This window comes from Mycobacterium sp. 852002-10029_SCH5224772, assembly GCF_001667315.1.
Lineage (GTDB): Bacteria > Actinomycetota > Actinomycetes > Mycobacteriales > Mycobacteriaceae > Mycobacterium.
On sequence record NZ_LZHT01000110.1, the window covers coordinates 45,668 to 71,878 of the forward strand.

Annotated in this window: 23 protein-coding genes; 6 read left to right on the forward strand and 17 right to left on the reverse strand. The window is 67.4% G+C overall.

The genetic code is table 11. The features are described 5' to 3' along the window. Positions 1-34: 34 nt before the first annotated feature. The 9 genes from fadD32 to glf all read right to left on the reverse strand — a co-directional run bounded on the left by fadD32 (position 35) and on the right by glf (position 12,341). A complete protein-coding gene (gene fadD32 / locus A5775_RS19630) occupies positions 35-1,933 on the reverse strand; it encodes a long-chain-fatty-acid--AMP ligase FadD32 (protein WP_067256065.1) in 1,899 nt (632 codons plus the stop codon). 285 nt (positions 1,934-2,218) lie between these two features. Next, complete coding sequence (locus A5775_RS19635) at positions 2,219-3,229, reverse strand: cutinase family protein (protein ID WP_067256067.1); 1,011 nt, start codon at positions 3,227-3,229, stop codon at positions 2,219-2,221. Between the two features lie 105 nt (positions 3,230-3,334). Next, positions 3,335-4,246 carry an esterase family protein gene (locus A5775_RS19640; protein WP_369827894.1) on the reverse strand — a complete coding sequence of 304 codons (912 nt, stop codon included), beginning with the start codon at positions 4,244-4,246 and terminating at the stop codon, positions 3,335-3,337. A gap of 152 nt (positions 4,247-4,398) precedes the next feature. Continuing rightward, a complete protein-coding gene (gene ag85A, locus A5775_RS19645) occupies positions 4,399-5,448 on the reverse strand; it encodes a diacylglycerol acyltransferase/mycolyltransferase Ag85A (protein WP_067256069.1) in 1,050 nt (349 codons plus the stop codon). Between the two features lie 393 nt (positions 5,449-5,841). Then, entirely contained in the window at positions 5,842-7,824 is a 1,983-nt protein-coding gene (aftB, locus tag A5775_RS19650) for a terminal beta-(1->2)-arabinofuranosyltransferase (RefSeq protein ID WP_304441529.1), read from the reverse strand. Further along, positions 7,811-8,719, reverse strand: coding sequence for a decaprenyl-phosphate phosphoribosyltransferase (locus A5775_RS19655; RefSeq protein WP_067256073.1), 909 nt, complete (start codon positions 8,717-8,719; stop codon positions 7,811-7,813). The genes aftB and A5775_RS19655 overlap by 14 nt, the downstream gene beginning before the upstream one ends. Beyond that, positions 8,712-9,257 carry a phosphatase PAP2 family protein gene (locus A5775_RS19660; protein ID WP_067256075.1) on the reverse strand — a complete coding sequence of 182 codons (546 nt, stop codon included), beginning with the start codon at positions 9,255-9,257 and terminating at the stop codon, positions 8,712-8,714. Before A5775_RS19660 ends, A5775_RS19655 begins: the two co-directional genes overlap by 8 nt. Beyond that, the gene (locus A5775_RS19665; RefSeq protein WP_067256078.1) at positions 9,250-11,136 is read right to left on the reverse strand and encodes a glycosyltransferase; all 1,887 of its coding nucleotides are present in this window, start codon (positions 11,134-11,136) and stop codon (positions 9,250-9,252) included. Before A5775_RS19665 ends, A5775_RS19660 begins: the two co-directional genes overlap by 8 nt. Further along, a complete protein-coding gene (gene glf / locus A5775_RS19670) occupies positions 11,133-12,341 on the reverse strand; it encodes a UDP-galactopyranose mutase (protein ID WP_067256080.1) in 1,209 nt (402 codons plus the stop codon). The genes A5775_RS19665 and glf overlap by 4 nt, the downstream gene beginning before the upstream one ends. A 266-nt stretch (positions 12,342-12,607) precedes the next feature. Here glf and A5775_RS19675 point away from each other — a divergent pair, with 266 nt between their 5' ends. Together A5775_RS19675 and A5775_RS19680 are read left to right on the forward strand one after the other, a co-directional pair. Continuing rightward, positions 12,608-13,627 carry a PirG gene (locus tag A5775_RS19675; RefSeq protein WP_197512746.1) on the forward strand — a complete coding sequence of 340 codons (1,020 nt, stop codon included), beginning with the start codon at positions 12,608-12,610 and terminating at the stop codon, positions 13,625-13,627. Between the two features lie 131 nt (positions 13,628-13,758). Next, positions 13,759-15,402 (forward strand): LGFP repeat-containing protein, encoded by a 1,644-nt coding sequence (locus A5775_RS19680; protein ID WP_197512748.1) that lies wholly within the window; start codon positions 13,759-13,761, stop codon positions 15,400-15,402. A gap of 2 nt (positions 15,403-15,404) precedes the next feature. On the opposite strand, the gene A5775_RS19685 is transcribed toward A5775_RS19680, so the two are convergent. Genes A5775_RS19685 through A5775_RS19700 form a run of 4 tightly spaced genes read right to left on the reverse strand, consistent with a single transcriptional unit; the run spans position 15,405 to position 18,590 of the window. Continuing rightward, on the reverse strand, positions 15,405-16,217 hold the full coding sequence (locus A5775_RS19685) for an HAD family hydrolase (protein ID WP_156660783.1): 813 nt from the start codon (positions 16,215-16,217) through the stop codon (positions 15,405-15,407). A 19-nt stretch (positions 16,218-16,236) separates the two neighbouring features. After that, positions 16,237-17,022, reverse strand: coding sequence for a 1-acyl-sn-glycerol-3-phosphate acyltransferase (locus A5775_RS19690; RefSeq protein ID WP_067256089.1), 786 nt, complete (start codon positions 17,020-17,022; stop codon positions 16,237-16,239). 14 nt (positions 17,023-17,036) lie between these two features. Beyond that, a complete protein-coding gene (locus A5775_RS19695; RefSeq protein WP_067256091.1) occupies positions 17,037-17,816 on the reverse strand; it encodes a 1-acyl-sn-glycerol-3-phosphate acyltransferase in 780 nt (259 codons plus the stop codon). A gap of 6 nt (positions 17,817-17,822) precedes the next feature. Next, complete coding sequence (locus A5775_RS19700; protein WP_067256093.1) at positions 17,823-18,590, reverse strand: 1-acyl-sn-glycerol-3-phosphate acyltransferase; 768 nt, start codon at positions 18,588-18,590, stop codon at positions 17,823-17,825. A 186-nt stretch (positions 18,591-18,776) separates the two neighbouring features. Here A5775_RS19700 and A5775_RS19705 point away from each other — a divergent pair, with 186 nt between their 5' ends. Beyond that, positions 18,777-20,327 (forward strand): MBL fold metallo-hydrolase, encoded by a 1,551-nt coding sequence (locus A5775_RS19705; RefSeq protein WP_067256095.1) that lies wholly within the window; start codon positions 18,777-18,779, stop codon positions 20,325-20,327. Further along, positions 20,324-20,656: a hypothetical protein gene (locus A5775_RS19710; protein WP_067256097.1), complete on the forward strand. Its 333-nt coding sequence runs from the start codon at positions 20,324-20,326 to the stop codon at positions 20,654-20,656. The genes A5775_RS19705 and A5775_RS19710 overlap by 4 nt, the downstream gene beginning before the upstream one ends. A gap of 74 nt (positions 20,657-20,730) precedes the next feature. Here A5775_RS19710 and A5775_RS19715 read toward each other — a convergent pair whose 3' ends face one another. Together A5775_RS19715 and A5775_RS19720 are read right to left on the reverse strand one after the other, a co-directional pair. Beyond that, on the reverse strand, positions 20,731-22,287 hold the full coding sequence (locus A5775_RS19715) for an NAD(P)/FAD-dependent oxidoreductase (RefSeq protein ID WP_067256099.1): 1,557 nt from the start codon (positions 22,285-22,287) through the stop codon (positions 20,731-20,733). Between the two features lie 47 nt (positions 22,288-22,334). Beyond that, positions 22,335-22,982: a TetR/AcrR family transcriptional regulator gene (locus A5775_RS19720; protein WP_067256101.1), complete on the reverse strand. Its 648-nt coding sequence runs from the start codon at positions 22,980-22,982 to the stop codon at positions 22,335-22,337. A gap of 88 nt (positions 22,983-23,070) precedes the next feature. Here A5775_RS19720 and A5775_RS19725 point away from each other — a divergent pair, with 88 nt between their 5' ends. Further along, positions 23,071-23,568, forward strand: coding sequence for a DUF2834 domain-containing protein (locus tag A5775_RS19725; protein ID WP_067256103.1), 498 nt, complete (start codon positions 23,071-23,073; stop codon positions 23,566-23,568). Here A5775_RS19725 and A5775_RS19730 read toward each other — a convergent pair. Then, the gene (locus A5775_RS19730) at positions 23,565-24,134 is read right to left on the reverse strand and encodes a class I SAM-dependent methyltransferase (protein ID WP_067256337.1); all 570 of its coding nucleotides are present in this window, start codon (positions 24,132-24,134) and stop codon (positions 23,565-23,567) included. The genes A5775_RS19725 and A5775_RS19730 overlap by 4 nt on opposite strands. Positions 24,135-24,189: 55 nt before the next feature. On the opposite strand from A5775_RS19730, the gene A5775_RS19735 reads away from it, so the two are divergent. After that, complete coding sequence (locus A5775_RS19735; protein WP_067256105.1) at positions 24,190-24,939, forward strand: helix-turn-helix transcriptional regulator; 750 nt, start codon at positions 24,190-24,192, stop codon at positions 24,937-24,939. Here the strand turns inward: A5775_RS19735 and serS are convergent. Next, positions 24,936-26,195: a serine--tRNA ligase gene (gene serS / locus A5775_RS19740; protein WP_067256107.1), complete on the reverse strand. Its 1,260-nt coding sequence runs from the start codon at positions 26,193-26,195 to the stop codon at positions 24,936-24,938. The two genes, A5775_RS19735 and serS, sit on opposite strands and share 4 nt — an antisense overlap. Positions 26,196-26,211 lie beyond the last annotated feature (16 nt).

A 26,211-nucleotide genomic window follows, 5' to 3' on the forward strand; every position in this document is an offset into this window, starting at 1 on the left:
TCGGGGTGATCAGTGTCAGCCATGGTCCTACAGCTCAGTCAGTTGAATTTGCGAAGGCCGTCGGAGATCCGACACCGCTTCGCAGACTGCCGTCGAGGTAGGCGGAGCGGCACGCGCGGTGCCCGATCTTGCCGCTGGAGGTACGCGGGATGGTCCCGGACTGCACCAACAACAGGTCGCGGACCGTGACACCGTGGCGCACGGCGATGGCCGCCCGGATGTCGTCGGCGATGGGCTGGTAGTCCAGCTTGTGCGACCCCGCGGCGCGCTCGGCGACGATCACCAGCTGCTCGGACCCGTCGTCCGGGTCGTACTTGAGGCCGGTGTGCGGGTTGTCGAACACTTCCTTCGGCAGCTGGTTGGCCGGCACCGAGAAGGCGGCCACGTAACCGGTGCGCAGCGCCTTGCTGGCTTCCTGCGCCGAGTACTCGAGGTCCTGCGGGTAGTGGTTGCGGCCGTCGATGATGACCAGGTCCTTGATCCGGCCCGCGATATAGAGGTGGCCGTTGTGGTAGGTGCCGTAGTCGCCGGTCTTGACCCACATGCCGTCGTCGGGGGCACCCTCGGCGTGGGACTGGCTGATCCGCGACTTGAGGATGTTGCGGAAGACGTCGTTGGTCTCCTCTTCCTTGCCCCAGTAGCCGATGCCCAGGTTGTTACCGTGCAGCCAGATCTCGCCGATCTGACCGTCGGGCAGCTCGCTGGCGGTCTCCGGGTCGACGATGACGGCCCACTCGTCCACGCCGATGATGCCGGCGGAAACCTGCGGAACGGCCTTCGGCGAATCGGCGGGCACCTCGACGAAGCGCTGGTTGTTCAGCTCGTCACGGTCGACGTGGATGACGGTGGGGGTCTCGTCCATCGGCGTGGTCGAGACGAACAGCGTCGCCTCGGCCAGTCCGTAGGACGGCTTGATCGCGGTCTCGCGCAGACCGTAGGGCGAGAACGCGTCGTAGAACTTGCGCATCGACGCCGGGGACACCGGCTCGCTGCCGTTCAGGATCGCCTTGACGTTGCTCAGGTCCAGCGGCGGCTCGCCGTCCTTGGGCACCCCGCGCACGGCGGCGTGCTCGAACGCGAAGTTCGGCGCGACGGTGATGACCTCGCAGTCCGGGGCATCCTCGGGCTTGCGCGCCATCTCGCGGATCCACCGGCCGGGCCGGCGGACGAAGGCGGCCGGGGTCATGAAGGTGAAGTTGTGACCGATCACCGGCGACAGCAGCGCGGTGATCAGCCCCATGTCGTGGAAGAACGGCAGCCAGGACAGGCCGCGGTCTGCCTCCTTGCCTTCCAGGCCGTTGAGCACCTGCAGCACATTGGTGGGCAGGTTCAGGTGGGTGATCGCCACGCCGGTCGGGGTGCGGGTGGAGCCGGAGGTGTACTGCAGGTAGGCGATGGTGTTCTCGTCGGCCTCCGGCGGCTCCCAGGTCGATGCGACCTCGTTGGGCACCGCGTCGACGGCGATGACGCGGGGGCGCTCCTTGGCCGACCGGGCGCGGATGAACTTGCGGACGCCCTCGGCGGCCTCGGTGGTGGTCAGGATGGTCGACGGGGTGCAGTCGTCGAGCACGGCGTGCAGGCGGCCGACGTGGCCGGGCTCGCTCGGGTCGAACAGCGGCACTGCGATGCGGCCGGAGTACAGCACGCCGAAGAGGGCGACAAGGTAGTCCAGGTTCTGCGGGCAGAGTACGGCGATGCGGTCGTCGGGCTGCGTGACCTGCTGCAGCCGGGCGCCCACGGCGCGGTTGCGGGCGCTGAACTCCGACCAGGAGATGTCGCAGGCGACGCCGTCGCGCTCGGTGGAGAAGTCCAGGAACCGATAGGCGAGCTTGTCGCCACGAACCTTTGCCCACTTCTCAACGTGCTTGACCAGGTTCGTGTTGTCCGGGAACTTGATCTTTCCATTCACGATGAACGGGTTGTGGTACACCATGCCGCGCTCCTGTCACACCTGTTATCTGGTCGGCTCCGCCGACGTTTCGTTCTCTAGCCTCTGGTCGGCTACCGCAGACCGTTACATGTCGCACGGCACCCGCTGGGTATCACCGGTCACCTGCCAGTCCCAGCCGGCAGCGACCCGCCCCGGGTCCGCGATACAGTCTGGTAGCTCTTAAATTCCTCTTAATGTTACGGGCCTGCCCCACGGCAGACCAAATCACAAGGTACCGCTGAAAGCCACCGGCAACCGCCACCTAAAGCCTGTGTCCCACCGCACCAATCATCCGTGTTTCGGTTGTGGCGCATTTGCAATCAGCCCGTGAGCCCAGTTCAACGTCCAATCGGACGCGGGGGCCCCGTCGACGCTCCAGCACTGCGTCGTCGCGTACAGCGCGTGGACCGGTTGAGCGGCGCCGCCTGCCAACGTGTTCAACGTGCTCGGCAGGTTGGCGATGCTGAAGGCCTCCTCCGGCGCGGCGCAGATGAGGTCGCCCGGCGCGCAGATCTCGTTGGTCCTGCCGTTGAGGTCGCCGAAGCCACCCGGGCGCGCACCGGTCATGGTGAGGCCCATCCCGGACAGGATGGGCACCTCGTGCAACGTGACCTCGGCGCCCTGGCCCGGCGGGTTGGGCCCGATGTCGTTGCCGACCCCGAGCTGGCGACGCCCGTCAGCGATCAACGTCACACCCAACACCAGGTCTTCGTCGACGGGGCCGCGGCCATTGCCGATATCGCTGGCGATATCGCCCATGATCACCGCGCCCTGAGAAAAGCCCATCAGCACGTAGCTGGTCAGCGGGCACTTGGTGTTCATGTCGGTCATCGCTTGGACGGTGGCGCGGGTGCCCTCGGCCCGGCTGGCGTTGTAGGACATCTGCGTGTCGCCGCTCAACGGATTATGGAACTGGGCGGTGTACGGGGTGGTGTACGCCTGCACACGTGACGCGGGGAAATCCTGGGTGATGCTCGCGGTCACCTTGTGCAGCAACGCATTCGGAAATTGCAGCGGATTGACCGGATCGTCCTGCGGCGCGGACTCCCACGTGCCGGGAACGTTGACCAGCAGCACGTCGGGACAGGAGGCGTCCTGGGAGGCGGGCCGCGGCTTGTGCGGGTGCGACGTCGTCGACGACGGCGGCAAGACCCCGGGCGGCACCGCGCTCGGCTGCGACTCGCGCCCGCGCAGCACGGTGACGACGCCCACGATGACCAACAAGACGACGCCGGCGACCGAAAGGGCGGCAACCCAGGCGAGGGTGCGGCGGCGCTTGCGCCGGGCGCTGTTAGCCATGTTCTCCTGCCAGCAGAGTGGATGGATCGCAGCTTGAATCCGGGCAAGCGCCCCCCGACCCTTGCTGCACTCCTACACGGTACCGGCTCGCCCGAGCGGGGCTGACTAGCGAATGGCGCCGACGATGTCGCCCGACATGGCCCCCAATTGCCCCGACCACGAGCCCCAGCCGTTGTCGCCGCCGGCGGGGAAGTCGAAGTGCCCGTTGTGCCCGCCGTTGCTGCGGTACTGCTGGTTGAACTCGCGGGAACTGCCCATCGCCGCGGCCGCCTGGCCGATCATCGCGGCGTCGTCACCGCCCATGTTCGTCGGGCTGTAGACCCACACCCGGGTGTTGTTCTGCGCCAGCAGCGACGCGTGTACGTAGGGGTCGTGCCACTTCCACCGGCCCAACTGCGGTGCCCCCCACATGCCGTTGCCGTCCACGCCGCCGAACTGCTGCAGCCCGGCCAGGATGGCGCCGTTGTAGTTGGTGCTCGACGGGTACAGGAACCCCGACAGCGAGCCCGCGAAACCGAAGCGGTCGGGATGGAAGGCGGCCAGCGCCATCGCGCCGTAGCCACCCTGCGAGGCGCCGACGGCGGCATGGCCACCCGGCGCGAGGCCCTTGTTGGCGGCCAGCCAGTCGGGCAGCTCGCTGGACAGGAAGGTGTCCCACTGCTTGCTGCCGTCCTGCTCCCAGTTGGTGTACATGCTGAAGGCGCCGCCGGCCGGCGCCACCACCGAGATGCCCTTGCCGCCCAGCGTGTTCATCGCATTGCCGGCGGTGACCCAGTTGCTCACATCGGGCGCCGCATTGAAGGCGTCCAGCAGGTACACCGCGTGCGGGCCACCGGCGAGGAAGGCCACCGGGATGTCGCGGCCCATCGCCGCCGACGGAACCATCAGGTTTTCGTAGCCCGCGGCCCTGGCCTTTCCGGCGGTCCCGGCCATCGGCAGCACCAAGGCCAACCCGACCGCTAGCGCGGCAAAACAGAACGCCCGAACAACCGTTGGCACACCCCGCACGACCGTCATGTCACCCTCCATCGTGTAGTCGCTGAGTGCACATTAGCCAGCGGCTCGGGATCGGCGCTCGCCGGGTAGTGAAACAGGTCACACACGCCGCAAACGACTAACGGCGGGAACCCCGAAGGATTCCCGCCGCGAGCCGCAACGCTTGGTGTGTTTTAGGTGCCCTGGCCGGTGCCGGTGCCGTTACTGGCGGCCGAGGCCGTGGCCGGGCCTGCGCCCGGGGTGGCGCCCAGAACCGACTGCATGTCAGGCTTCATCGCCTGCAACTGCGCGCCCCAGTAGGGCCAGTCGTGGGTGCCGTTGGCGTCGAAGTTCCAGAAGGCGTTGTGCCCACCGGCGCCGTTGTAGGCCTCTTGGAACTTCAGGTTGCTGGTTCGCACGAAGCCCTCGAGGAACTTCGCGGGCAGGTTGTCGCCACCGAGGTCGGACGGCTTGCCGTTACCGCAGTAGACCCAGATGCGGGTGTTGTTGGCGACGAGCTTGCCGACCTGAAGCGAGGGGTCGTTGCGCGCCCAGGCCGGGTCTTCCTTCGGCCCCCACATGTCGGCAGCCTTGTAGCCACCGGCGTCACCCATGGCCAGACCGATCAGCGACGGGCCCATGCCCTGGGACGGGTCCAGCAGCGCCGACAGCGAGCCGGCGTAGACGAACTGCTGCGGGTGGTAGGCGGCGAGGATCAGCGCCGACGAGCCCGCCATCGACAGACCGACCACGGCGCTGCCGGTCGGCTTGACCTGCTTCTCGCTCTGCAGGTACGCCGGCAGCTCGCTGGTCAGGAAGGTCTCCCACTTGTAGGTGGTGCAGCCGGCCTTACCGCAGGCGGGCTTGTACCAGTCGGAGTAGAAGCTGGACTGGCCGCCCACCGGCATGGCAACCGAGATGCCCGACTGGTTGTACCACTCGAACGCCGGGGTGTTGATGTCCCAGCCGTTGAAGTCGTCCTGCGCACGCATACCGTCGAGCAGGTACAACGCCGGCGAGTTGGCGCCACCGCTTTGGAACTGAATCTTGATGTCGCGGCCCATCCCGGCGGACGGAACCTGCAGGTATTCCACCGGCAGACCCGGGCGCGAGAAGGCCCCGGCGGTCGCCGAGCCCCCGACGGCGCCAATCAGGCCCGTAAGCAGCGCCGCGCTGGCGGCCCCCACCACGAGCCGGCGCGGCATACCCGCCACGGCGCCGCGCAATCTGTCGACAAGCGTCATCCTTGCTTCCTCATCCTTCTTGCGGCCTCCCGGCGCATTCGTCCGATCGGGCGCTTTCTTGATTGGGTCGAACTACCTACGCGTACTCAATTGCACGGCTCCTCCTCAGGCCATCGTCGGCCCGCATCGTCGCCGCGCGAAGCGCAGGAGTGCCCGTGTAGTCAACCACACCTTGCCCCATTCATTCGCATCGAGGCGGGCCCCCGAACCGTCGAGCGGCCCACCTACCCAGCGGTTTTCATGTCAAACATGTGTAGAAGAGGCGATGTTCGCGCATGTGCTTGACCGCCATTGCCAGCTGGTAAGGGGCCAAATGTGATGTTGCTGCCATTTTTTCGCAGCCGCCCGGCCGTGATTGGTGCGAGATCTGCCGAAATTTCTTCTGCGCAGCGCTTACTCGCGAGGCGGCGGTGGAACTTGTTCGGGTATCGGTAGCCCACACCGGGCGAGTTCGTAGAGCGGCACGCGGTCGATCCGGTACTTGGTGAATTGGAAGGAGTGCAGCACGTTGGACAGGAATCGGTGCGGCGTCATCGGCGCGCGCACCGAGCCGAGCATCGCCTGGGTGTCGGGGCATTTCAGCGCCGAGACGGCCTCGGCGACCCACTGCGCGTCCAGGTAGCCCGGAATTCCGGGATACACCTTCACCCAGGGGCCGTCGGCGATCACCCAGTCCGGGAAGAGGTTTTTGTCATGCCCGATGCGGCCGTGCTTCAGCCGCTCGGTGTGTTGCGCCAGCGGGTTTGCCAAGCCGATCTGATCGATGACCCGGACGTCGAGCCCGACGTTCATGCCCACCATGCCGAGGTTGGTGAAAAACACCGCGTGCTGCGGCTTTTGCGGGGGGTTGTCGGGGGCGGCACCGGGCGGCGGCTGGGCCATCGGCACCAGGTCCCATTGGATGTAGTTACCCGACGGCAGCAACAACGCGCCGTCGGGGGTGTTGTTCAGGGCCGTCAGGATGGCCGCCATCCGCGGATAACCCAGGTAATCCGCGGCGGTCAGTGGATGCGCATGGCCGGTGGCCTGGGCATAGAAGCGGCGTTCGTCGACGATCCCCGAGTAGGTGACGTGGGTGGCGTCATCGCCCATGCCGGGGGAATTCGCCGCCCACAGCGCCCAGCCGGCCACCCCCAGCCACAACGCGCCCGCCGCGCCGGCCACCCAGTTGCCGGTCTCGCGCGAATAGTCCTGGCCGTCGGGGACGATGACCGGGACGGCGGCCACCGGGGCCAGCAAGCAGAACACCGGCGCCAGCAGCACCCGCGCGTGCATGAAGTCGCCGCCCTGCCGAATCCAGTACAGGGCCTGCAGCAGCCCACTGATCAGGACCCACGCCACCACCGCCGCCGGGCTGTGCACCGCCCGGGCCAGCCGGCCGTAGTCGGGCGCCAGCGCAGGGCGCAGGAATGACGGCCGTCGCCGGGCAGCGAACAGCAACACGCCCAGCGGCACGAGCAGCACCACAGGTATCCACACCGCGTACGGGGCATCGAAGTTCGAGAGATAGATCATGCCCTGGGACCACTTGTCCCCGGCCGCGTCCTTGGCCAGGGCGGTCCCGGGCACGAGCAGCCCGTAGTAGCCCATCCGGAAGATCTCGTAGGCGACCGGCAGCAAACCGCCCGCCACCACGATCAGCGCGCGGCGCCGCCAGGTGCGGGCGGCGACCAGCATCATGATCAGCGCCAGCCCACCCATGAGGGCCAGCTCGGGACGAACCAGGACGCTGAAGCCGGCGACGAACGCCAGCGCGCCGACGAACACCTTCTTATCCGGGCGGTTACGCACCGGCTGCGCCCAGCAGACCATCATCCACCACAGCAGCCCGAGGTAGGCCAGCGCCAAACCGCTTTCCAGGCCGGAGGTGGCGAAGTCACGCGCCGGCGGCAGCGCGATGTAAACCAGCGCCCCGGCAGGCAACATGATCGCCCGGCGGCCGCGCAGGCTGGGCGCATACAAGCGCGCGGCGCCCAGCATCAGCAGCGCCACACCGAGCACCGAAAGCACCAGCGCCAGAGCCAAAGCCACGTATTCCATGCGCAGCGGGCCGCCGACCCAGCTGCCGACGTACATCAGGTACGTCCAGGCGGTGGAGGTGTTGGCCTCGACCCGCTCGCCCTGGTTGAAAACCGGTCCGTTGCCGGCGAGCAGATTGCGGACCGTGCGCAACACGATGAGGCCATCGTCGGCGATCCACCGCCGCTGCCAGGCGCCCCAGGTGAACAGGACGGCGACCACCGCGACGCTGATCCACAGGCTGACCCGCACCATGGCGGTGTATGGGAACACCGGCCAGCCGGGCCGCCTGATCACCGGCCGGCTGCGCATCATGCGCGCTTTGAGCGCCTGTAGTTCGGGGCTAACCGAAGGCAACAGCGGCTCCCACTGTTGCGATCCACGCCATGAACAGCAGCTGCAGCACGCGGTCCCGCAGCGCGATGTCTTCGGGCTCCCCGGCCAGCCCGCCGTCCACGTCCACCGCGTAGCGCAGGATCGCGATGGTGAACGGGACCATGGACACCGCGTACCAGGACCCCGAGTGGTGGCCGCGTTCGAATGCCCACAGGCCGTAGCACATCACCACCGCGGTGGCCGACAGCGTCCACACGAATCGCAGGTAAGTACTGGTGTAGCTCTCCAACGATTTGCGGATCGCCGCGCCGGTGCGCTCGGCAAGCTGCAATTCCGCATAGCGCTTGCCGGCCACCATGAACAGCGACGCGAACGCCGCCGAGAGCAAAAACCATTGGGACAGCGGGATTTTGGCAGCGACACCGCCCGCGATGGCGCGCAGTAGATACGCCGAGGAGACGATGCAGATGTCAAGCACCGCTTGGTGTTTGAGGCCGAAGCAGTACGCCAGCTGCATGCCGAGGTAGACGGCCATCACCAGCGCCAGGTTCGGCGCCACCGTCCACGCGATGCCCAGCGAGGCCACGCCCAGCAGCACCGCGACGACGTAGGCCAGCCAGGCGGGCACCACACCCGCGGCGATCGGACGGAATCTCTTGGTGGGGTGTTCGCGATCCGCCTCTACATCGCGCACATCGTTGATCAGGTAAATCGACGACGCCGCCAGGCTGAACACCACGAACGCCAAGCCCACTTGGGTGAGCATCTGTCCGTAGTCGTACCGAATGCCGCTGCCCAGCCCGGCCACCGGTGCGGCCAGCACCAACACGTTCTTCACCCACTGCCGGGGCCGGATCGCCTTGATCACCCCGGTGACCAGGTTGCCCGGCGGTCGGGTCACGACGTCCTCACTCATTCAGCCACACCTCTCCTGCGCGGCGCGCGATCGCCGCGATGACGGCACCCAGGGCGATGCCGCAGGCCACGTCGCTGGGGTAGTGCACGCCCAACAGCATCCGCGACAACGCCATCGGCGGCACCAGGACCGCCGCGCATACTCCTCGAGGCAGGCCGGTGGTCCGGCCCATCAGGATCGCGGCGGCCGTGGTGGACGTGGCATGGGCGGACGGAAAACTCAGCTGACTGGGCGTGCCGACGTTCACCACGACGGCGGGATCATGCGGCCGCTTGCGCCGCACGATCCGCTTGACGATCACCGCGGCGGCGTGAGCGGCGAACGCTCCGGCGCCGGCGACCAGCCATTCCCGGCGCCGCTTAGGCGACAGGACCGCGCCGAGCAGGGCCACGGCCACCCAGCCGATGCTGTGCTCGCCGAAGTGGGACAGTGCGCGCGCCACCGGCAGCACACCGGGGCGATTGCCCAGCGCCGCCTGGACGGCGACGAGCGCGGCCACTTCACCGCGCGGGGCTTCTGCGGGAGAGGCCTCAGGCATGTTCTGCAGCTGGCAGCAACGCCGTCTCCCACTTCTGCTTGCTGGACAACACCGGCAGCGCGTCGCGGTACACCGTGCGCATCTCGTCGAACCGGCCGAGCAGCTGGCGCTGACGGCGCAGCGACTTGAACAACAGCGAGAACATCTTTCGCCGGTCCCGCTGCCGGTAGACCACGCCGCACCCGTCGGCCGTCGTGACCGTCACGCCGTCGACCGTGCACAGCCGGAACCAGCGCGCATCCTGGGTCGCCACGTTGTACTCGGGCCGGCTGTGGGATTCGGGTTTCGCCTTGGTCGCGTTGTGCAGGATTCCGCGGGCCAGCCGGTAGCCGATCGACACCGGGTTGACCGGCGGGTTCATCGCCTTGCTTTGGTAGCGCGGCTGCGGCAGTTCGCTCGCCGCCGGCAACACCACCGCGTCCGGGTACTCCTTGCGCAGCCGATGCACTTCCGGCAGAGCGGATTCCAGGATAGAGAAGATGTGCTCTGGCCCGGCGAGGAAATCTTCGATGGCCTGGTTCTGGATTGCCACTGTCGAATACTCAAGGCAGGCAAGGTGTTTCAGCGTCGCCTTGAGATGGCTGCGAACCAGCCCGGTGATGTCGCCGTCCCAGTGCAGCGCGGCCACCACCAGCCGGTTGCGCAAGTGGAAGTAGGCCTGCCAGTCGATGGCGTCGTCCTTGTCGCTCCAGGCCATGTGCCAGATCGCCGCGCCGGGCAGCGTGACGGTCGGATATCCGTGCTCGCCGGCGCGCAGACCGTATTCGGCGTCGTCCCATTTGATGAACAGCGGCAGCGGCTGGCCCAGCTCCTCGGCGACCTGCCGCGGGATCATGCACGTCCACCAGCCGTTGAAGTCGACGTCGATGCGACGGTGCAGCAGCGCGCTTCGGGAGTTCTTGTCGCTCAACGGGAATTCGGCGAAGTCGTGGTCGTACTCGGCGTGCGGCGCGGCGGTCCACATGAAGTTCGACTGGTTGACGACCTCGCCCATGATGTGCAGGTGCGACGGCTCCTGCAGATTGAGCATCTGACCGCCGACGAGCATCGGCGACTTGGCGAACCGGTGCATCGCCAGCACCCGCAGGATCGAGTCCGGCTCGATGCGGATGTCGTCGTCCATGAACAGGATCTGTTGGCAGTCGGTGTTTTTCAGCGCCTCGTACATGACCCGGCTGTAGCCGCCGGAACCGCCCAGATTGGGCTGGTCGTGGATCGACAGCCGATCGCCCAGGCCCGCGGCCGCCGCCGGGAAGTCCGGGTGATCGCGCACCTTGCGCACCCCCTGGTCCGGGACGATCACCGCGCCAATCACTTCGTCCACCAAGGGATCCGCGGTGAGGTCGGCCAGGGCGTTGACGCAGTCGGCGGGGCGATTGAAGGTGGGGATTCCGACGGCGATGTTGGCCGGAACCGGGGCGGGCTCGGTCGCATACCAGCCTCCGCTCACCAAGTTGACCGCGCTGTCGGTGGTGATGTCGAACCAGATCCACCCGCCGTCCTCGAACGGTTTGAGCGCCACCTCGATCTCGACAATGGCCGGCTGCTCGTCGGTGCCGACGAATTGGCGGCCCTCCACCGAGATCCGCACACCGGTGGCCTTCGTCCGGTACACGTCGACGCGTCCGGTTCCGGTGAGCTCCGCCCGTAACACCACCGACGTGCAAATGGACCAGCGCCGCCAATAGCTGGCGGGGAACGCGTTGAAGTAGGTGGCGAACGACACCTCGGACTCTTTGCCGATCTCCAGCGAGGTGCGGCTCATCGCGTGGGCTCGCCGGGCGTTGGTCGTCGACTCCTCCAGATACAGCTTGCGCACGTCGAGCGGCTCGCCGGGACGCGGCAGGATGATTCGGGACAACAAGCTCACGGCGGTCATCGCGCGCCTTCCTCCTTGTTCTGGGCTTCCGACAGGGATGCGCCATCGCGCAGGTGCGGCGCGAGGACGTTGTCGTACATGCTCAGTGCGCTCGCGATGGCCATGTGCATATCCAGATACTGGTAGGTGCCCAGCCGCCCGCCGAAAAGTACCTGCGACGAAGCGGTTTCGGACTTGGCCCTGGCCCGATAGGCGGCCAGCACGGCGCGGTCGGCCTCGGTGTTGATCGGGTAATAGGGCTCGTCCTCGTCCTCGGCGAACCGCGAGTACTCACGCATGATCACGGTCTTGTCGACCGGATAGTCGCGCTCGGTGTGAAAGTGACGGAACTCGTGGATGCGGGTGTAGGGGACGTCGGGGTCGTTGTAGTTCATCACCGGCGTGCCCTGGAAATCCCCGATGGGGAGCACTTCCAGCTCGAAGTCGAGGGTGCGCCAGCCCAGCCGGCCCTCGGCGTAGTCGAAGTAGCGGTCCAGTGGGCCGGTGTAGACGACCGGCGCCTCGGGGCTGTCCGCACGCAGTTGGTCGCGCACGTCGAACCAGTCGGTGTCCAGCCTGACCTCGATGCGGTCGTCGGCGGCCATGTTCTGCAGCCAGGCCGTGTAACCGTCGACGGGCAGGCCCTCGTAGGTGTCGCTGAAGTAGCGGTTGTCGAAGGTGTAGCGCACCGGCAGCCGGGTGATGTTGGCGGCCGGCAGCTCCTTGGGGTCGGTCTGCCACTGCTTGGCGGTGTAGCCCTTGACGAAGGCCTCGTAGAGCGGGCGGCCGATCAGCGAGATCGCCTTCTCCTCGAGGTTCTGCGCGTCGGCGGTGTCGATCTCGGCGGCCTGCTCGGCGATGAGCTTGCGCGCTTCGTCGGGCGTGAAGTACTTGCCGAAGAACTGCGACACCAGGCCCAGCCCCATCGGGAACTGGTAGGCCTGCCCGTTGTGCATGGCGAACACCCGGTGTCGGTAGTCGGTGAAGTCGGTGAACTGCCGCACGTAATCCCACACCCTCTTGTTAGAGGTGTGGAACAGGTGCGCGCCGTACTTGTGCACCTCGATGCCGGTGGCCGGCTCGGCTTCTGAATAGGCGTTGCCGCCGATGTGCGGGCGGCGGTCCACGACGAGTACACGCTTCCCGAGCTGGGTAGCCACGCGCTCGGCAATGGTCAGTCCGAAGAATCCAGAGCCGACGACGAAAAGATCGAAACGAGCTGTCATCGGTTGCTTAGGGTATCCGACCGCGAGGCCCTAACCCATTTGGCGAGGCCAGGGAGAGCCTCGGCCGTTTATTCACGGCCGTCGCGGTGTCCGGGATCCGGGATCCGGGATCCGGGATCACAGTCCTGGTCGCAATTGCCTCACGATTCAATATCACCACTCTAGTAACAGGGTTCCCACTCGTACCATCGACTTTGTGTGATTCCTGCCAGCTAGCACCGGCGGGACGCGCCGATACAACACACAGTCAGATAGAGGAGACTTCCGTGCCGAACCGACGCCGACGCAAGCTCTCGACAGCCATGAGCGCGGTAGCCGCCCTGGCAGTGGCGAGTCCGTGCGCATACTTCCTTGTCTACGAATCGACGGCCGACAACAAAGCGCCCGAGCATCACGACTTCAAGCAGGCCGCGGTGATGAGCGACCTGCCCGGTGAACTGATGGGCGCGCTGTCGCAGGGGCTGTCCCAATTCGGGATCAACATGCCCCCGGTGCCCGCCCTGAGCGGGGGCGCGACCACGCCGGGTCTCGCCAGCCCCGGCCTGGGCACTCCAGGCCTCGGAACCCCCGGAGTAGGGACGACGGGCCTGACCAATCCGGGCTTGACGAGCCCCGGCTTGACCAGCCCCGGCTTGACGAGCCCCGGTTTGGCGAGTCCGGGCTTGACGAGCCCCGGCTTGGCGAACCCCGGTTTGGCGAGTCCGGGCCTGACGAACCCGGGTCTGGCGCCCACGACGCCCGGGCTCACCGCCCCGGGCGCGCTGCCGACCACCCCGGGCGCGGGGATCGCGACCCCGGGCGCCGGCCTCAACCCGGCGCTGTCCAACCCCGGACTGACCAGCCCGGCTGGCGTCGCACCGGGCCTGGGCAGCCCGACCCTGTCGCCGAGCGAAGTTCCGATCGACTCCGGAGCCGGATTGGACCCGGGCGTTGGTGGCACCTACCCGATCCTCGGCGACCCGTCGACATTCGGTAACGCCTCGCCCATCGGCGGCGGCACCGGCCTGGGCAGTGGTTCCGGCTCCGGTGCCAGTGGCGGCCTGGTCAACGACGTGATGCAAGCCGCCAACCAGTTGGGCGCCGGTCAGGCAATTGACCTGCTCAAGGGCTTGGTGATGCCGGCCATCACGCAGGGCATGCAGGGCGGCGGGGCGGCGGGTGCCCTCCCGGGTGCGGCCGCCGGTGCCCTGCCGGGCGCTGCGGGCGCCCTGCCCGGCGCCGCGGCGGGAGCTCTCCCGGCCGCCGCGGGTGCTGCCGGCGCGGTACCGTTGCTGCCCCCGGTCTGACCTTTCGCAAACCCTCCACCAGACGGCACCGCAGAATCCTCTGCGGTGCCGTCGATCTTGGTGCAGATTCAACAGCGCTCAACCTCGTGTCGTCTCATAGATAACATTAGAAACACACGTAACATCGGCTGGTGTCTCGCAGTCGCGCACCGACGATGTTGCTCACCGCCATCGCGGCGACCGTCGTCATCGTCTCGTGGGTGGGGGACGCGACACGCGGTCGCGGAGCCGTCCCGCAGCCGGCGCGCGGCACCCAACTCGTCGAGCAGCCGCTGATCGGGCTGGGTGCCGGAGTCACGGTTCGGGAAATCAGTCAGCACGCCCCGTTCTCTTTGGTGGCGCTGACCGGCGACCTGGCCGGCACGTCGACCCGCGTGCGCGCCAAGCGTCCCGACGGTTCGTGGGGCCCCTGGTATCAGACCGAGTACGAAACCGCGGCGCCCGACCCGTCGCGGGCCGACCACCCTGCCGGGGCCGCGGAGGGGCCGCGCGGCACGGATCCGGTCTTCGTCGGCACCGCGACGACGGTCCAGATCGCGGTGACCCGCCCGTTCGACGCCAAGGCGACCCGGCCGCCCCCGGCGCCCCCGGGGGACGCGAAGGATCTGGGATACAAACCGGCCTCGAGGGAACAGCCCTTCGGCCAGAACATCTCCGCCGTCCTCATCTCCCCGCCGCAAGCGCCGGCCCAGACGCAGTGGACACCACCGTCCGGGGTGGTGATGCCCGGGCAAGCGCCCCCGATCATCAGCCGAGCGGAATGGGGCGCCGACGAATCGCTGCGCTGCGGTAGCCCGCAGTACGACAACGGAATTCGCGCCGCGGTCATCCACCACACCGCGGGCAGCAACGACTATTCGCCGCTGGAATCAGCCGGGATCGTCAAGGCCATCTACACCTACCACAGCAAGACGCTGGGCTGGTGCGACATCGCCTACAACGCGCTGGTCGACAAGTACGGCCAGGTGTTCGAGGGCAGCGCCGGCGGGCTCACCAAAGCGGTCGAGGCTTTCCACACCGGCGGATTCAACCGCAACACCTGGGGCGTGTCGATGATCGGCAACTTCGACGACGTGCCCCCGACGCCGATCCAACTGCGCACCGTGGGCCGGCTGCTCGGCTGGCGATTGGGCATGGACGGCGTCGACCCGAAGGGCACGGTGCAACTGGAGTCGGCCGGTAGCCACTACACCACCTTTCCGGCCGGCTCCATCGCGACGCTGCCGACCATCTTTACCCACCGCGACGTGGGCAACACCGACTGCCCGGGCAACGCCGCCTATGCGCTGATGGACGAAATGCGGGACATCGCATCGCATTTCAACGATCCACCGGAGGAATTGATCAAGGCGTTGCAGGGCGGCGCGATCTATGAACACTGGCAGGCGATCGGCGGGATGAACAGCGTGCTGGGCGCGCCGACCTCGCCGGAAGACAGCGCGGCCGGTGACGCCCGCTTCGTCACTTTCGCCCGGGGTGCGATGTATTGGTCACCCGAGACCGGTCCCCAGCCGGTCACCGGCGCCATTTACGACGCCTGGGGTTCGGAAAGTTACGAGCGCGGCCCGCTCGGGTTGCCCACCAGTGCGGAAATTCAAGAGCCCCTGCAGATTACGCAGAATTTTCAGCATGGGACGCTGAACTTTGAACGGCTGACCGGAAACGTCAGCGAAGTCGTGGACGGGATCACTACGCCGCTGGCCACCCAATTGCCAAGCGGCCCAACGGTGCCGGCCGAGCATTTCTCGCTGCCGACGCACCCCGGCGCGGCCTGAAGCTAAGGCCACCAGCGTTCCAGCACCCGCCCCACGCCGTCGTCGTTGTTGGCGGCGGTGACCTCGTCGGCGGCGGCCTGCACGTCGGGATGGGCGTTGCCCATGGCCACGCCATGCCCCGCCCAGTGCAGGATCGGCAGGTCGTTGGGCATGTCGCCGAACGCCACCACCTGGTCGCGGCCGATCTCCAACGGCCTGGCGATCTCGTCCACGCCGGTGGCCTTGCTGATCCCCAGCGGCACGATCTCGACCAGGCCGTTGTTGGTGGAGTAGGTGATGTCGCCCTCGATGCCGACGTGCTTGGCCAGTTCGGCGGCCATGTCGGAGCTGCGGGCCCCCGCCCGGCGAATGAGCAGCTTGATCGCCGGGGCGCTGAGCAGGTCTTCGATCGACACCTCGGTGTTGTCCGGGTTCAGCCAGGCATGCTCGTAACCCGGCGAGCTGATGAACTGAGGGGTCGCGGTGTCATGCGCGCGTTCGCCGATCCGCTCGACGGCCAGCCCCGCGCCGGGGATCACGCGCGTCGCCAGCTCCGCCAACTCGGCCAGCGTGTCGACCGACAACGTGCGCGTCGAGACCACCCGGTCGTTCGCGGAGTCATAGATCACGGCGCCGTTGGCGCACACGGCAATTGGGGCGAAGCCGAGCGCGTCGACGACGGGACGTATCCACCGGGGCGGGCGTCCGGTCGCCACGACGAACTGTGCGCCGGAGTCCACCGCGGCGCGGATGGCGTCGCGGGTGCGTGGGGTGATCTTTTCGTCATCGTCGAACAGCGTGCCGTCGACGTCGCAGGCGATGAGCGTCGGCTTCATCGTCATCGGGTCCGACCGCTCAATGCAATCCGCTTTGGGTCTGCCCCGGTCGCGTGACGCCGTCGGTTCCGTATTTCTGCATCCGGTCTTGCAACTCCGACAACCGAATGGCTCGGGAATCGTCCTGGGTGGGCGCGCCGCCGCCCAATCGGCGCGGCACCCAGAATTCGTCCTTCGGGTGCGGATATTCCTCTTGCACCCGATACAGCAGGGCATTGAGCGCCTCACGCAACACGGCGTTGAGTTGCTCGGGCGTGCCCCGCGGTGGCAGCGGGCGCCCGGCGACCACGGTGATCGGAACCTTGTTGCGCAGCACCTTCTTCGGATGGTCCTTCGGCCAGATGCGATGGGCGCCCCACACGATCACCGGAACGATCGGCACCTGGGCTTCCAGCGCCATGCGTGCCGCCCCGGTTTTGAATTCCCGCAGTTCGAAACTGCGGCTGATGGTGGCCTCGGGGTGCGTTCCGATCAGCTCGCCCTCGCGCATGCGCTGCACCGCCGCGTCGAAAGCGTCGTGCCCCGACCTGCGATCCACCGGGATCAGCCGGGCGTGCTTGATGACGTAGTTGACCGCCTTCACGTCGGCCATCTCCGCCTTGATCATGAAGTACGCCCGCCGCCGGCGCTCCCGGACGGCCATCAGCGTCGGAAGCCAGTCCAGGTAGCTGGTGTGATTTTGGGCCAGCAGGGCGCCGCCGCGCTCGGGGATGTTCTCGAGGCCCTGATAGGTGAACGTGGTTCCCTGCATGGCGACCATCGGCGGGACGATCCACTCCGCAAACCGATAGAACCCCTCAGGCATGTCTTCTCCTTCGCCTACTGCGACGGGCGTTCGGCCCGGTTGGCGGCCTTCTTGGGCGATGGGGCGGCCGATCGGGCCGCCGCCTCGTCGGCCTCGATGCGCGCGGCCTCCGCGCGGGTCGGGGCTGTGCCGCCCAGCCGGTGCGGCACCCAGTACGCTCCGGGCTCGTGCGGATAGTCCTGTTGCGCCTGGTGCAGCAACGTGGTCATCGAGTCGCGCAGGGCAACGTCGGCCTGCGCAAGGTCTTCGCGCACCCACAACGGTGCGCCCACCTGCACGGTGACAGGTATTTTGACGCGACCCAGTTTACGTGGGTGGTCCTTGGTCCAGATTCGCTGCGCCCCCCAGACGATCAGCGGGACGATCGGGACGTCGGCTTCGAGGGCCATCCGGGCGGCACCGGTCTTGAACTCCTTGAGCTCAAAGCTGCGGCTGATGGTGGCTTCGGGATACACGCCCACCAGCTCACCTTCGCGGAGCCGCTGCACGGCCACCGCGTAGGCGCCCGCCCCGGCGCCGCGGTCCACCGGGATGGTGCGGGTGTGCTTGATCAGGAAATTGACGACCTTCACCTGCTGCATCTCGGCTTTGATCATGAACCGCAGCCGTCTTCCCCGGCGATGCACGGCCAGGGCGGCGGGCAAAAAGTCGACATAGCTGGTGTGGTTGATCGCCACCACGGCCCCGCCCCGCTCAGGGATGTGCTGCTCGCCGCGATACGTGATTGTGGTGCCCGTAGCCGTCACCGCCAGTCGGGCCAGAAGCTCCAGCGCGCGGAAGGTCGGCTCCACCATCGATCACTACTCCGGCGCCCCTGCGGGCCCGGCCCGGCGAGCCGCCCGGGCGGCCGCCTCCTCGGCTTCCAACCGGGCCGCGTCCGCCAGCGATGGGGCGCCTCCGCCCAACCGGTGCGGCACCCAGAACTCCCCGGCGGGATGAGCGCCATAGAGTTCCTGCGCGCGTTCCAGCAGGTGCTGCATCCGCGAATGCAGGAGGCCCTTCAATTCCTCGATGCCCAGCGTCGGCTCGATGGGCTCGCCGACCACGACGATGATCGGCACCTTCGGCCGCCACAGCTTCTTCGGGCGGTCCTTGGTCCAGATGCGCTGGGCGCCCCAGACGATGTGCGGAACGATCGGCACCCCGGCCTCGACCGCCATGCGCACGGCCCCCGATTTGAACTCCTTGATCTCGAAGCTGCGGCTGATGGTGGCTTCGGGATAAACCCCGACCAGCTCACCGTCTTTCAGGTGCCGGACGGCGGCCTCGTAGGAGGCGGCGCCGTCCTGCCGGTTCACCGAGATGTGGCGCAGGCTGCGCATGATCGGCCCGGTGACCTTGTGGTCGAAGACCTCCTGCTTGGCCATGAACCGCACCTTGCGGCCCAGGCCCTGCTTGTAGGCGGGCAACCCCGCGAACGTGAAGTCCAGGTAGCCGGTGTGATTGATCGCGATCACCGCACCGCCGCTTTTCGGTAGGTTCTCCACGCCCGTGATCGTGATCTTCAGGCCCTGGACGCGCCATACCAAGCGGGCTAGTGCGATGACCGTCCCGTAAACCGGTTCCACAGCTCATCAGCCTAGTGCCCCCGACTGTGCGGCGCCCCCAGTGCCGAGAATCGGCAGCGTCGACCTCGGGCCGGCGGCCCGCGGCACCGCACCCGGCCCGGCGCCCCGCGCTAAGCTCGGGAGCTGAAAACCGTCATCGCCGGCCGAGATCGAATCGGTCCCTGTAAGGCCCCCGGAAAGGTATTAGTGCAGGTCACCAGCGTAGGCCACGCCGGCTTTTTGATCGAGACCCAAGCGGGCAGCATCCTTTGCGACCCCTGGGTCAATCCCGCCTACTTCGCATCCTGGTTCCCGTTCCCGGACAACAGCACGCTGGACTGGGACAAACTGGGCGCCTGCGACTACTTGTATGTGTCGCACCTGCACAAGGATCACTTCGACGCGAAGAATCTGGCCGAGCACGTCAACAAGGACGCGACGGTCCTGCTGCCCGACTTCCCGGTGCCGGACCTGCGCGATGCGTTGCAGGAGTTGGGTTTTCACCGATTCTTTGAGACCAGCGATTCAGTCAAGCATCGGATCGACGGACCCGAGGGCGGCCTCGACGTCATGATCATCGCCCTGCGGGCGCCCGCCGACGGCCCCATCGGCGATTCGGCGCTGTTGGTTTCCGACGGCGCGACAACGGTTTTCAACATGAACGACGCGCGGCCGGTCGATCTGGACGTGCTGGCGTCCGAGTTCGGGCACATCGATGTGCACCTGCTGCAGTACTCCGGGGCGATCTGGTACCCGATGGTCTACGACATGCCGGCGCGCGCCAAGGAATCGTTCGGCGTCCAGAAGCGGCAACGGCAGATGGACCGCGCCCGCCAATACCTCGCCCAGGTCGGGGCGACGTGGGTGGTCCCGTCCGCGGGCCCGCCCTGCTTCCTGGATCCACAGTTGCGCCACCTCAACGACGACCACGCGGATCCGGCCAATATCTTCCCCGATCAAATGGTGTTCCTGGATCAGATGCGCATGCACGGAAACGATGGCGGTTTGCTGATGATCCCCGGGTCGAGGGCCGACTTCACCGGGTCCACCCTGAATTCGCTGCGCCACCCGCTGCCCAGCGCCGAGGTCGAGGCCATCTTCACCACGGGCAAAGCCGACTACATCGCCGAGTACGCCGAGCGGATGGCGCCGGTCATCGCCGCGGAGCGGGCGAGCTGGGCCCCCGCCGCCGGGGAGCCGCTGCTGGAGCCGCTGCGCGCCCTGTTCGAGCCGATCATGTCGCAAAGCGACGAGATCTGTGACGGGATCGGCTATCCCGTCGAACTCGTGCTCGGACCCGAGACCGTGATCCTGGACTTCCCGAAACGGGCCGTGCGGGAACGGATTCCGGACGAGAAGGTCCGCTACGGCTTCGAGATAGCGCCGGAGCTGGTGCGCACCGTGCTGCGCGATGACGAACCGGACTGGGTCAACACCATCTTCTTGTCCACCCGCTTCAGGGCGTGGCGTGTGGGCGGCTACAACGAGTACCTCTACACCTTCTTCAAGTGCCTGACCGACGAACGGATCGCCTACGCCGACGGCTGGTTCGCCGAAACCCACGACGACTCGGCGTCGATCACGCTGGATGGCTGGGAGATTCAGCGCCGTTGTCCCCACCTCAAGGCTGATCTGTCGAAATTCGGTGTGGTGGAAGGAAACACGTTGACCTGCAACCTACACGGGTGGCAGTGGCGATTGGACGACGGACGTTGCCTGACCGCGCGGGGCCACCAGCTGCGGAGCCGCCGGGCGTGAACGGCTCCTACGATGACGGCCTGGTGCAGCTGGATCGCACGGCGATCACGCTGCGCCGCTACCACTTCCCGTCGGGCACATCCAAGGTCATCGCGCTCGACACGATCCGCGGATACAAAGCCGAGAAGCTGGGCCTGTTCACGCAGCGGCTGCGGATCTGGGGCAGCTCGGACTTTCGCCGCTGGCTCCCCCTGGACATACAACGGCCGTTCCGGTCGACGTTGATCAGCCTGGACGTGCCGGGGACCTGGCCCAGCCCCGCGTTCACGCCGGCGCGTCCCGAGGAATTCACCGCGCTGCTCGACGAATTGCTGAGCGGGCGCGGCTAGCGCTCGTCGCCGAGCGTGCACTGATCGCGACGTCTGGTGCCATTTCTGGCACTGGTTACCCGCTGGGCGATGCGTCAGCGCGCGTCCAATGCCGCGCGCGCCGCGTTGTAGCCGGGGATGAACGTGATTCCCGGCCCGCCGTGGCAGCCCGCACTGCCCAGGTACAGCCCCTCGATCGGGATCGGCTGGCCCAAAAAGCCCCGAGGGCCGGGCCGGTTGGGACCGATCTGATTGGCATTCAGCAAACCGTGGCAGTAGTCGCCCCCCGGCGCGCCGAACATCACCCCCATGTGCTTGGGCGTGAAGGTGGTGTGCCGGATGATGCTGCGCTCGAAATTCGGTGCGAGCCGGGTGATCTTGTCGATCACCCGCTGCCCCATTTCGACCTTCGCCTGCCCGTAATCCACGTCGCCCTCGATGGGGAAGAACAACGCGAACGCCGACGCGGCGTGCTTGCCCTCCGGGGCGAGGTCCGGGTCGTTCTGCGAGGGAATCTGCAAGACGACCGTCGGGTCGGCCGGAACGATCCCGCGCCGAGCGTCCTCCCACTGCTGCTGGACCTCTTCGGGCGTGCAGAACAGGCCGATCGAGGCCTGCATGGCCGGCTCGTTGAGGGCCTCGTACGGGGGGGCAAAGGCGGGAGCCTCGTCCAGCGCGAAGTGCATCTGCACGTAGCTGCCGCGGTGGTCGATGCGCGCATAGCGCTCCCGGATGTCGGCGGGCAGCGCGCCAGGTTCGATCATGTCGTTGAGCGTGATGTCCGGGGCGATGCCGGAGACGACGATCGGGGCGTCCAACGTCTCGCCGGCCTCGGTGCGCACGCCGGTCACCCGCCCGTCGGCGACGAGGATCTCGGTCACCTTGGTGCGCAGCCGAAGCTCGCCGCCGTGCCTTTCCAGCACGTCGCACAGGTGCGAGGTCAGCGCGCCGATGCCGCCGCGCAGCTTCTTCATCTGCATCGTGTCGCCGTCGGGAACGCCCAGGCCGAAGGCGAGCGCGGCCGCGCTCCCCGGCGTGGACGGACCCCGGTAGAGCGTGTTGACGGCCAGCACGGTCATCGAACCGCGCAGCGCGCCATGCTTTTCGCGGTCCGGCAGATACCGGTCCAACACGTCGGTGACCGAGCCGAACAGCATGTCGTCGATCGCCGAGCGCTCGAATTCGTTTGTGGCGCAGGCATACATCTCGTCGATACTCTTGGGCGGCGTTCCGGCTTCGAATCGGCCCAGCGCGCGCGTAGGGCCCTGGCTCCACGCCATCAGCCCCGCCATTCCATTGACGGCGTCGGCCCCGTGCACCTCGTTGAGGTGGGTGAACAGCTTGACGGGGTCGCTGTACTGAACCAGCGGATCGTCACCGACGCCGCGCACCGCCACCGACATCACGTCCAGGTCGATCGTCGGCATGGTGGCCAGGCCCAGCTCGTCGACCACCACCTGTGACGTCGGGAATTGCACCGAGCCGGCGATCTCGAACTGGTAGCCGTCGAAAAGCTCGACAGTGGAAGCCATCCCGCCCGCGTAGAGCTTGGGATCCAGGCACACCGTCCGCAGTCCGGCCTTTTGCAGCAGCACCGCCGCGGTCAGCCCGTTGTGTCCCGCACCGATGACGATCGCGTCATAACCAGTCATGTCTGCCCTCCGAAAAGGAGGCTCGCACGACGGCAAAGTTTTGTCAATTATGACGAAACTTGGGGCGCGGTCGCCGTGATCCAGGAGTCGGTGATCCCCGCTCGCAGCGACTCCAGCGCCGCGTGGCACAAGCGCGCGAGTTCGCCGAGAGACCGGTCGCCGCCGACCATCCAGACCTCCATCGCGCCGAAGACGGCGGCGGCGATACACCGCGCGGTCACCGCGATGCGCACCCGCTGGTCCGCCGTCGGCTCCGCGGTGCCGTTGGCCCCGCGGCCACGCCGTTGTAGCTGTGCCGCAATGGCGTCGGCGAAGTCCGCCTGGACCTCCCGGATGTGGCGGACGATGCGGCCGGGGTCGAGCTCGTCCTGGCGCAGTGCGGCGATCTTGCTGACCGCGTCGACGTCATACGGGAACGAGAAGATGGCCGATTGCACCGAGTCGATGATCGGTTCGTCGGCCGGTCTGGCGTCCAGGGCGGCGCGAAACCAGTGCAGGCCGGTGTAATCGGCGAACAACAGGTCGTGCTTCGAGCTGAAGTGGCGATAGAAGGTCCGCAGCGACACCCCGGCGTCGGCGGCGATCTGTTCGGCCGACGTGTCTTCGACACCCTGGGCCAGGAATCGCACCAGGGCGGCCTGGCGCAACGCTTCGCGCGTGCGCTCGCTGCGCGCCGTCTGAGCGGGCCTGACCATCTCAGTAAGGTACCAAGACTTCGGATTTGTCATCCCGCTTGTTGTGTCAATATTGACAAAACTTCGCGGCGCGGGTGAGACTGCGCCCATGGTCTCGCTACTCACTCACGCGGTGCTCGGACTGGCGGTCATCAGTTGGATCGTCAGGTCGAACTCGAAGGTCTTCGCCCGGCCGGCCAACGGCCCACTCTTTTCGCCGATGGAAATCGTGTACTACGTCGTCGGCGTCGTGTCCGTCGCGCTCGGCTGGTACTTCAACATCACCTTCGTGCAGGAGTACTCGCACGGCTCCACCAATCCGGTGTGGGGCGAACACGGGAGCTGGGCTGAATACATCAAGCTGATGTTCACCAACCCGGCCGCCAGCTCGGCCAGCCAGGACTACACGATCGCGAATGTGATTCTGCTGCCGATCTTTACGATCGTGGACGGCTACCGGCGCGGACTGCGCCACCCGTGGCTGTACTTCGTGTCCAGCCTGTTCACCAGCTTCGCGTTCGCATTCGCGTTCTACTTCGCGACGATGGAACGCCAGCGCCGGCATGAGCAGGTCGCCGGTGAGCCGGCGCCGAAAATCTCCGCCTAGATCGGCTTGGTGGCCCGCCATCTCTGGCGGCCGCGGTTGACGTCGGTGTGGACGTCGGTGAATCCCGCGGCTCGAAGCCGGCCGGGGAGGTCCTCCGGTGGGATGGGGTTGTAGGTATCGGCAACGTGGATCAGCCGGAACGCCCACGACGGGACGCCGTCGCTGCCGGCGAATGTCCCGCCGGGCCGTAGCACCCGGAACGCCTCGGCGAAGAGTTGGTCCTGCAACCCGGCGCTCGGAACGTGGTGCAGCATCGTGAAGCACACCACCGACGTGAAATCGTCCGCGGGCAGTCCCGTTTCGGTGCCGTTGGCGTGAATGATGTGCGCCCGGTCGCCGTACCGGCGCTGCAGACGATCGGCCATGGCGCCGTCGACTTCAACGGCCGTGAGCGAGTCCGCGCGATCGAGCAGGGCGCGCAGTGTCGCGCCGTATCCGGGGCCGATTTCCAAAGTGCGCGTGCCCAATTCGACGCCCTGCAACGCCCACGGCAACAGCTGATCGGCCACCGCCTTTTCCCATGAGGCCGAGCTGCAGCGCCGTCGGTGGAGGAGGTTCATCGCCATACCGAGCACGCTACGCCGCCACACCGGCTGCGGGCTTCCGATATCCTGCCGAGATATGTCGGAAATCAGCCACCACGGACTGGTGACGTCGGCGCAGACGCTGCCGCCGGGGGCGCGGATCGAACGACACCGCCACCCGCAACATCAGATCGTCTACCCGTCCTCGGGTGCGGTGTCGGTGACCACCCCCGCGGGAACGTGGATCACGCCGGCGAACCGCGCCATCTGGATACCGGCCGGGTGCTGGCACGAACACAAGTTCCACGGCACCACGCAATTCCACGGCGTCGCATTGGATCCCGGCCGCTATCGCCGCGGCCCGGCGGCGCCGGCCGTGCTGGCGGTCAGCCCGCTGATGCGCGAACTGATCATCGCGTGTTCGCACGCCGGCGGCACCGAGACCGTCGAGCATCACCGGATGCTGGCCGTCCTGCACGATCAGCTGCAAGCGACCAGCGTCGCGGAGCCCTTGTGGATTCCCACGCCCGTCGATCCCCGGCTGCGGCACGCGTGCGCATTGATCGCCGACAACTTGCGGGAGCCGTTGACGCTGCAGCAGCTCGGCAACCGGGTCGGCGTCGGCCAGCGCACGCTGAGCCGCCTCTTCAGCGACGAGCTGGCCATGACGTTCCCGCAGTGGCGCACCCAGGTCCGGCTGCAACACGCACTCGTGTTGCTCGCCGATCGCCGCGATGTCACGTCGGTGGCAGCCGAATGTGGTTGGGCCACAACGAGTGCCTTCATCGACACCTACCGGCGTGCCTTCGGGCATACCCCGGGTCAGCTGGCCGGCAAGGCGCTCTAGCTGACGGGCTCGAGCACCTCGGCGCCGACGAACGGCACCAGCGCCTCGGGAATCCGCACGCTGCCGTCGGGCCGCTGGTGGTTCTCCAGGATCGCCACCAGCCAGCGGGTGGTGCCCAGCGTGCCGTTGAGTGTGGCCGCAGTCTGCGGCTTGCCGTTCTGGTCGCGGTAGCGGGTGGCCAGCCGGCGGGCCTGGAACGTGGTGCAGTTCGACGTCGACGTCAGCTCGCGGTAGGCACCCTGCGTGGGAACCCATGCCTCGCAGTCGAACTTGCGCGCGGCCGAGGAGCCGAGATCGCCTGCGGCCACGTCGATCACCCGATACGGCACCCCGATGTGGCCCAGCATCTCGCGCTGCCAGCCCAGCAGCCGCTGGTGTTCGGCCTCGGCGTCGGCGGGCGTGCAGTAAACGAAGCCTTCGACCTTGTCGAACTGGTGGACCCGGATGATGCCGCGGGTGTCCTTGCCGTAGCTGCCGGCCTCGCGGCGGAAACACGACGACCAGCCCGCGTACCGCAGCGGGCCGCCGGAGAGGTCCAGGATCTCGTCCGAGTGGTAGCCGGCCAGGGGCACCTCGGAGGTGCCCACCAGGTAGAGGTCGTCGGCCTCGACGCGGTAGACCTCGTCGGCATGGGCGCCCAGGAATCCGGTGCCGGCCATCACCTCCGGGCGCACCAGCACCGGCGGGATCATCGGGATGAACCCGTTCTCGACGGCCACCCGCAGCGCCAACTGCAGCAGGCCGAGCTGGAGCAGCGCGCCCTGGCCGGTCAGGAAATAGAACCGCGAGCCGGATACCTTGGCGCCGCGCTGCATGTCGATGAGGCCCAGCGATTCGCCCAGTTCCAGGTGATCCTTGGGGTTGTCGATCGCCGGGGGCTCGCCGACGATGTCGAGCACGGCGAAGTTGTCCTCCCCACCGGCCGGGACCCCGTCGATGACGACGTTCGAGATGGCCATGTGCGCCGCGGTGAACGCCGTCTCCGCCTCGCTCTGAGCGGTCTCGGCGGCCTTCACCTGCTCGGCCAGCTCCTTCGCGCGCGCCAGCAACGCGGGACGCTCGTCGGGCGACGCGGCGCCGACGCTCTTGCTGGCGGACTTCTGGTCGGCCCGCAGCGCGTCGGCGGACGAGATGGCGGCCCGACGCGCGGCGTCGGCCGACAGCAGGGCGTCCACCAGCGTCGGGTCTTCGCCGCGGCTGGTTTGGGAGCGGCGCACGGCGTCGGGGTCTTCCCGGAGCAGCTTCAGGTCGATCACGGCCCTGAGACTACTT

Bases quoted from the DNA above. Each gene is read 5' to 3' on its own strand.
- A5775_RS19635 (WP_067256067.1), bottom strand. From the start codon at position 3,229: ATGGCTAACAGCGCCCGGCGCAAGCGCCGCCGCACCCTCGCCTGGGTT.
- A5775_RS19640 (WP_369827894.1), bottom strand. From the start codon at position 4,246: ATGACGGTCGTGCGGGGTGTGCCAACGGTTGTTCGGGCGTTCTGTTTT.
- glf (WP_067256080.1), bottom strand. From the start codon at position 12,341: ATGACAGCTCGTTTCGATCTTTTCGTCGTCGGCTCTGGATTCTTCGGA.
- A5775_RS19685 (WP_156660783.1), bottom strand. From the start codon at position 16,217: ATGAAGCCGACGCTCATCGCCTGCGACGTCGACGGCACGCTGTTCGAC.
- A5775_RS19690 (WP_067256089.1), bottom strand. From the start codon at position 17,022: ATGCCTGAGGGGTTCTATCGGTTTGCGGAGTGGATCGTCCCGCCGATG.
- ag85A (WP_067256069.1), bottom strand. From the start codon at position 5,448: ATGACGCTTGTCGACAGATTGCGCGGCGCCGTGGCGGGTATGCCGCGC.
- A5775_RS19730 (WP_067256337.1), bottom strand. From the start codon at position 24,134: ATGGCGATGAACCTCCTCCACCGACGGCGCTGCAGCTCGGCCTCATGG.
- A5775_RS19725 (WP_067256103.1), top strand. From the start codon at position 23,071: ATGGTCTCGCTACTCACTCACGCGGTGCTCGGACTGGCGGTCATCAGT.
- A5775_RS19655 (WP_067256073.1), bottom strand. From the start codon at position 8,719: ATGAGTGAGGACGTCGTGACCCGACCGCCGGGCAACCTGGTCACCGGG.
- A5775_RS19660 (WP_067256075.1), bottom strand. From the start codon at position 9,257: ATGCCTGAGGCCTCTCCCGCAGAAGCCCCGCGCGGTGAAGTGGCCGCG.
- A5775_RS19720 (WP_067256101.1), bottom strand. From the start codon at position 22,982: ATGGTCAGGCCCGCTCAGACGGCGCGCAGCGAGCGCACGCGCGAAGCG.
- A5775_RS19715 (WP_067256099.1), bottom strand. From the start codon at position 22,287: ATGACTGGTTATGACGCGATCGTCATCGGTGCGGGACACAACGGGCTG.
- A5775_RS19735 (WP_067256105.1), top strand. From the start codon at position 24,190: ATGTCGGAAATCAGCCACCACGGACTGGTGACGTCGGCGCAGACGCTG.
- fadD32 (WP_067256065.1), bottom strand. From the start codon at position 1,933: ATGGTGTACCACAACCCGTTCATCGTGAATGGAAAGATCAAGTTCCCG.
- A5775_RS19665 (WP_067256078.1), bottom strand. From the start codon at position 11,136: ATGACCGCCGTGAGCTTGTTGTCCCGAATCATCCTGCCGCGTCCCGGC.
- A5775_RS19695 (WP_067256091.1), bottom strand. From the start codon at position 17,816: ATGGTGGAGCCGACCTTCCGCGCGCTGGAGCTTCTGGCCCGACTGGCG.